We start from the raw sequence: 5,541 nt of genomic DNA, 5'->3' as shown, positions 1-5,541 counted from the left end.
TAGTCATTAGTCATTAGTCATTAGTCATTAGTCATTAGTCATTAGTCATTAGTCAGACAGTCTATTTGAGATTGTCAATTTAGTCGCAGCACCGTGAATCTGGGCGATTGAACTTGGATCTAAAATGTGGGGCCGATCGCGACTTAATGCCATTTCTAAAAAATCTTGCTACAACAGTTAGGTGGAGTTTGTTACACGCACACCACTGACTGTTGCAGTATTTTTTTAAATTGGTATAACTGCTTGGGGGAAATTTTCAATCCAACGATCGATATCTGCGATTACCCGATCGGGAATTTCCCAAGGAAACAAGTGGGCTGTATCGGGATAACACTGCCACTGACTATTGTTGAGGTGGCGGGCTGTTTCTAAACTGGAGGCCGAGGTGATATGCCGATCGCCCTCTCCGGCCATCACCAAGCAGGGACATTGAATGTCGCCGAGTTGTGGTAAGCGATCGTATCCGGCCCTGAGAGCGGTATTTAGCGCCTTGGTAGCCGCCCTAGAAGTCTGGAGGTAGGCGGGAGTACCTGCTGCGGCTAAGTAGCGGTAAGGAGTGGCTGTATGCTGCTGGATCAAGTAGCGAAAGAGCGATCGCCTGCCAAAAGTATCAATATTCCACTGCCAACCGGGCACCACCGAGTTGATAATTCCGGCTAAACCGGTGTAAAGATTATCTTGCCAAGAAATCGGCGGGTGACTTCCGCGGGGTTTGGCTGCGGATGCCAGGACAATCAAACCTGTGACTCGCTGAGGATATTTCATGGCTAATTCCAGCGCTAAAATGCCTCCTAAAGACCAGCCGATGACTAAAGTGCGATCGACCCCTAATCGGTCTAAAAGCGCTTCTAAATCCAGCAAGTGGTCGGTCATTTCAAAGGAATTTGAGGTGCGACTGTTACCGTAGCCGCGCAAGTCTGGGGCGATCGTCCGGAACCGCTTTGATAGGTGTTCTGTAAAGACGGACATACAATCGCCGGAACCGGGATGACCGTGCAAGCAAAGGATCGGAAACCCTTCGCCTTTGACAGAAACGTTGAGTTTTGTGTGGGGCATTTTATGATTTTTGGGCGGTACGTTATCCCCGCTATAACTTGTGTCAAAACTTACGCACCACGAGCGAAAAAACCGATTTTTTTACTCTTTCTGTGGATTGCAGCGAATAATTTTCGTCCGTCAAACCCGGTTTTTGGCGACCCGTGCGATCGCGAACTGTGTGTATTCCAGCGGTTAAAAGCTGGGATTTTTACTAATATAATCAGCAATTTTAGCAATAGACTGGCGGATTTGTAGGTCGCCACTGGTGCGGCTGTCTATCACAGTCATCACGTAGGCTTCGCCGTCAATGTTCATCGCTAAAGTTGTGCCGAGTACCAGGGAATTTTCCCCAGTTTTTTCGCCCAGCCACTGAGCTTTAGTTCCTTTCAAAGCGGCAAATCCTAGGTCGCGATCGTACTGGCGGTTGAGAGTTTCTACTAACATTTTAGCACCAGGTGTTTCGCCGTTATAAATTTGCACCATCATTTCAGTGAGTTCGTTAGCAGTGAGGCGGTTTGGCCCGGAACCGGGGTTGGCGGGCATAGTTTTTTCCCCCATTAATTTGAAGTTGACGCGGGTGACTTGGTAGCCGCGATTTTCTAAGAATTGATTGATGTAATCGGAACCTACATAATCGATCAGTTGATTGGTGGCGATGTTACTGCTGCGATCGATCATTTCTTCTAGCAGTAGCTGTACCGGGTAATTACGCCTAGACACAATCTGCGTCGATGAGTCTTCGGTGAAATTACCGGAATCGACGAATACTTTATGGTTCAGACTAATTTTTTCTTGGTCGAGTTTTTGCATCAGGGCGACAGCAATCGGCAGTTTAATTAAGCTGGCCGGGCTGACAGGAGGGACATCGCCCCGCAGGTTGACGCACTCTCTAGAAAGGTGGCAAATGCCGATCGAAGCTCGATCGGACAAACCGCTTGAACGAGCCACCTCCGCCAAAAAATCTGATTTGGCTTGCTGCACTTGAGAGGTTGCTGCGGTGATATTTTCCCGGTATTCCTGAGCTTTTGAGGCTGTGAGGGGAGCTAAAAATGAATTTGGCGGCACTTCCTGCAAGTTGTTGAGGGCCTGGTGCCACAAAAATTGAGTTTGCTGCGAAGATTCGATCGACTGATTTTGCTGCTTTCCAGTGTCTACGGCTTTGTTTGCCAAACGAACTGCTTGCTGTAAGCTGTCGTTAGCTCTCTGTTCTACTAATATTTGAACCTCCACTGCTTGCAACTGAGAAAGCAGTTTTTCTTGAGGATTGGCGGCGAAGGGAACTAAGCCGGAGAGCAGGGTTGGTTCTGGGGAGGGTGAGGCGGGTTGTTCTAGTTCGGTGACGAGCCGATCGCGAATTTTGTAGAGTTCGTCTAGGGAACGCGGGTTAGAGGATTGAGCAAAGGAACTACCGATGGTTAACACCTGAACCAGTCCGATGCTGGCTGCTACTGCCGCTATCTTGTTTGCGATCGACAAAAAACGCCTGAACCCGGGCATATTCAACATCCTCAACACAACCAAATTCAATCTAAGCAGCTATTGTTACACGAGTCAAACGATTTGAGATTTTAGGCGTAGCCGTAGGGTGCGTCGCTATCGACAATCCTAAACAAAGAACGACGATCGATCGACGCACCTTTTCTTTTCAAGGACACAGCACACAAACCCAACATTTTTGTGGTAGCAAGCTTGATGATATAAGGTGCGTCGCCACAAAATTGTCGATTTAATTTAGGGATTTTTAATGGCGACACACCCTACGAATACAGACAACTGACAACTAACAACTGACAACTGACAACTGACAACTGCCAACTGCCAACTGACAACTGACAACTGACAACTGACTGCTGCCAAAATAAAGGGAGCGATCGCCATGGCGATCGACCCCCTTTAAATATATTGCGAACTATCTACTTTCTGCCGCGCCGCCGCCAATCAACACCCAACCGCTTGAGATAATCCCAGCCGCGTTGGGGCCAGACATGAGCGCTACCAGTCTTTTCGGCAATCCAGCGAGCTACTTTGGGGCCTGTCCAGTCTCCGCCATCGGGGGCGGGGCCTTGCAGGGCTTGTCGCAGTTCTTCTTGCTGTTCTGGATTCAGCAAGGATTTGGCAGGAGGGGGCTGGCGGTCTCTACTGCGATTTCTTACCGAGTTAGGCCCTTCTCGGTTGTAGCGCTGGACAATTTCTTTAGCGTAGTCGTAGTTGAGACCTACGACTTGGGCTGCTTGTTTGATAGTCCAATTTCGGGAAACTAAGAGTAGCAAGTGCCAGCGGCGCGACTCTGTGGTGTTTTGTGCCTGCCGGTAGCGAATTTTGAGTTCCTCTGCCGTCAGGTGAGATTCTAAGTGGGCTTTAGGTGGCATTCCTCCAACGGGGCATCGGGAACTTCTTAGCATATATCTCTACTTTTGGGGAGAATTCCGGATGAAATTTTGTTCTTGGGGCTCGTTGGGGCAGATACCTAGCTTTTTTGAGTCCAGATGCAGGGAGATAGATGCAGTTAAAGAAGCGCTGTAAGTGGGTACAATTGCCAGCTATATTGGCTAAGTGGCTGAAAGTAGAATTGATAAAGGTACGAGCATGGCATCCATCCGCGAGTTGCACCGGCAACTAATCAATAAAGAACGCTCTGCTGTGGAAATTACTCAAGAAGCATTAGACCGAATTACCCAGCTAGAGCCAAAATTGAAAAGCTTTCTGTGCGTGACAGCAGACAGCGCATTGGTGCAGGCCCAGAAAGTCGATGCCCAAATCGCAGCAGGCGAGAAAATTGGGCTGTTGGCCGGCATCCCGATCGCCGTTAAAGACAATATGTGCACTCTAGGCGTTCCCACAACCTGCGCTTCTCGGATTTTGGAGAATTTTGTGCCTCCCTACGATGCAACCGTCGTCTCCAAACTCAAAGCAGTCGGTGCGGTGATTCTGGGTAAGGCAAATATGGACGAGTTTGCAATGGGTAGCTCGACCGAAACTTCGGCCTATCAGGTAACTGCCAATCCTTGGGACTTGGAGCGCGTGCCCGGAGGTTCTTCTGGCGGTTCTGCCGCAGCGGTGGCTGGCGGAGAATGCGTCGTGAGCTTGGGTTCGGATACTGGGGGTTCGATCCGTCAACCTGCTGCTTTTTGCGGTTTGGTGGGGATGAAACCGACTTATGGGCTGGTTTCTCGCTACGGTCTGGTTGCCTATGCTTCTTCTCTCGATCAAATCGGGCCCTTTGGTCGGACTGTTGAGGATGCGGCGATTTTGTTGGGGGCCGTCGCTGGTTACGACAAGAAAGATTCCACGAGTCTCAATATCCCGATTCCTGACTACGCCGAAGCTTTGAGACCCAGTTTGCGACCCAAGGGTCAGATTAGAATTGGTGTAATTAAAGAAACTTTTGGTGTAGGGTTGGATGCGGCGGTTAAAGATGCTGTGACTAAGGCGATCGAGCAATTTCAACAATTGGGCGCAGAAATTCAAGTGGTTTCTTGTCCCCGGTTCCGCTACGGTTTGCCTACTTACTACATTATTGCTCCCTCCGAAGCTTCGGCGAATTTGGCGCGATATGATGGAGTCAAGTATGGTTTCCGATCGCCCGATCCCGACAATCTTTTGGATATGTATGCCAAAACTCGCTCTCAAGGGTTCGGTGCCGAAGTTAAACGCCGGATTGCGATCGGCACTTACGTGCTATCGGCTGGATATTACGACGCCTATTATCTCAAAGCTCAAAAAGTTCGGACTTTGATTAAAGAAGACTTTGAAAAAGCTTTTTCTCAAGTTGATGTTTTGGTCTGTCCCACTGCTCCGACTACGGCCTTTAAGGCAGGCGAAAAATTCAATGACCCGCTGAGTATGTATTTGTCAGATTTGATGACTATTCCGGTAAATCTTGCTGGTTTGCCAGCTTTGAGTTTGCCCTGCGGATTTGATGATAAAGGACTGCCAGTGGGCATACAACTGATTGGTAATGTTTTGCAAGAATCTCGGCTGTTTCAAGTAGCTCATGCTTACGAACAGTCTACAAATTGGCATTTGCAGCGCCCGGAATTGGCTTAGTTTTTGAAATTCGGCGGAACGCTCCTGTGGAAGTTAGTAATCGATTGAAAGCTAATTGTTTTAATTAATCATTTGCCTTTAGCTTTGAACCGATTTCTAATTTCCACAGGAGCGTATTTTCTATGAACAAGTTTTTGGTATTCTTTTTGTCTAAACCGCTGATAAGTTTTGGGATAGTTTTGGCGATCGCTTATTCTAGTGCTTGTCTATTTCTATTGGTAGCCCAAGGTAAGTTTATATTTTTTCCGGTACGGGCGATCGCAACTACCCCAGATAATTTTCAGTTGAAATATCAAGATGTTTGGCTGCCAATTCCAGCAAAAACAGGCGCGGTGGAAAGCGTGCACGGGTGGTGGATTCCTGCCTCGAATACCCCCCGCAAGGTTCGGGCGGGAGTAACAGAGGCGGTTCCGGTTCACCCATCCCAAACCCCCCCCAGCCCCCCCTTGTTAAGGG

At 48.6% G+C, this 5,541-nt stretch carries 5 protein-coding genes and 1 pseudogene; 2 read left to right on the top strand and 4 right to left on the bottom strand.

What is annotated here, in order from left to right:
- Window positions 1–225: 225 nt before the first annotated feature.
- From QT974_RS30345 to QT974_RS30330, 4 genes are all read right to left on the bottom strand, one after another.
- On the bottom strand, window positions 226–1,056 hold the full coding sequence (locus QT974_RS30345; protein ID WP_333472097.1) for an alpha/beta fold hydrolase: 831 nt from the start codon (window positions 1,054–1,056) through the stop codon (window positions 226–228).
- 174 nt (window positions 1,057–1,230) lie between these two features.
- Window positions 1,231–2,535 (bottom strand): serine hydrolase, encoded by a 1,305-nt coding sequence (locus tag QT974_RS30340; protein WP_333472096.1) that lies wholly within the window; start codon window positions 2,533–2,535, stop codon window positions 1,231–1,233.
- 71 nt (window positions 2,536–2,606) lie between these two features.
- Window positions 2,607–2,792 carry a hypothetical protein gene (locus tag QT974_RS30335; RefSeq protein WP_333472095.1) on the bottom strand — a complete coding sequence of 62 codons (186 nt, stop codon included), beginning with the start codon at window positions 2,790–2,792 and terminating at the stop codon, window positions 2,607–2,609.
- Window positions 2,793–2,951: 159 nt separating this feature from the next.
- Window positions 2,952–3,407: a helix-turn-helix domain-containing protein gene (locus QT974_RS30330; RefSeq protein WP_333472094.1), complete on the bottom strand. Its 456-nt coding sequence runs from the start codon at window positions 3,405–3,407 to the stop codon at window positions 2,952–2,954.
- A gap of 217 nt (window positions 3,408–3,624) precedes the next feature.
- Here QT974_RS30330 and gatA point away from each other — a divergent pair, with 217 nt between their 5' ends.
- Both gatA and QT974_RS30320 read left to right on the top strand, forming a co-directional pair.
- Complete coding sequence (gatA, locus tag QT974_RS30325; RefSeq protein WP_333472093.1) at window positions 3,625–5,085, top strand: Asp-tRNA(Asn)/Glu-tRNA(Gln) amidotransferase subunit GatA; 1,461 nt, start codon at window positions 3,625–3,627, stop codon at window positions 5,083–5,085.
- A gap of 122 nt (window positions 5,086–5,207) precedes the next feature.
- Window positions 5,208–5,541, top strand: a pseudogene (locus QT974_RS30320) (hypothetical protein); the annotation flags it as partial.

Origin of the sequence: Microcoleus sp. BM001215392 (genome assembly GCF_036700185.1) — a bacterium.
Classification (GTDB): domain Bacteria; phylum Cyanobacteriota; class Cyanobacteriia; order Cyanobacteriales; family Microcoleaceae; genus Microcoleus.
Note: the sequence above shows the minus strand (reverse complement) of the source record. Positions and strands in the feature narration are given on the sequence as shown.

Excerpts from the sequence above, each read along its gene's own strand:
- QT974_RS30345 (WP_333472097.1), bottom strand. The coding sequence starts at position 1,056 with ATGCCCCACACAAAACTCAACGTTTCTGTCAAAGGCGAAGGGTTTCCG.
- QT974_RS30340 (WP_333472096.1), bottom strand. The coding sequence starts at position 2,535 with ATGCCCGGGTTCAGGCGTTTTTTGTCGATCGCAAACAAGATAGCGGCA.
- QT974_RS30330 (WP_333472094.1), bottom strand. The coding sequence starts at position 3,407 with ATGCCACCTAAAGCCCACTTAGAATCTCACCTGACGGCAGAGGAACTC.
- gatA (WP_333472093.1), top strand. The coding sequence starts at position 3,625 with ATGGCATCCATCCGCGAGTTGCACCGGCAACTAATCAATAAAGAACGC.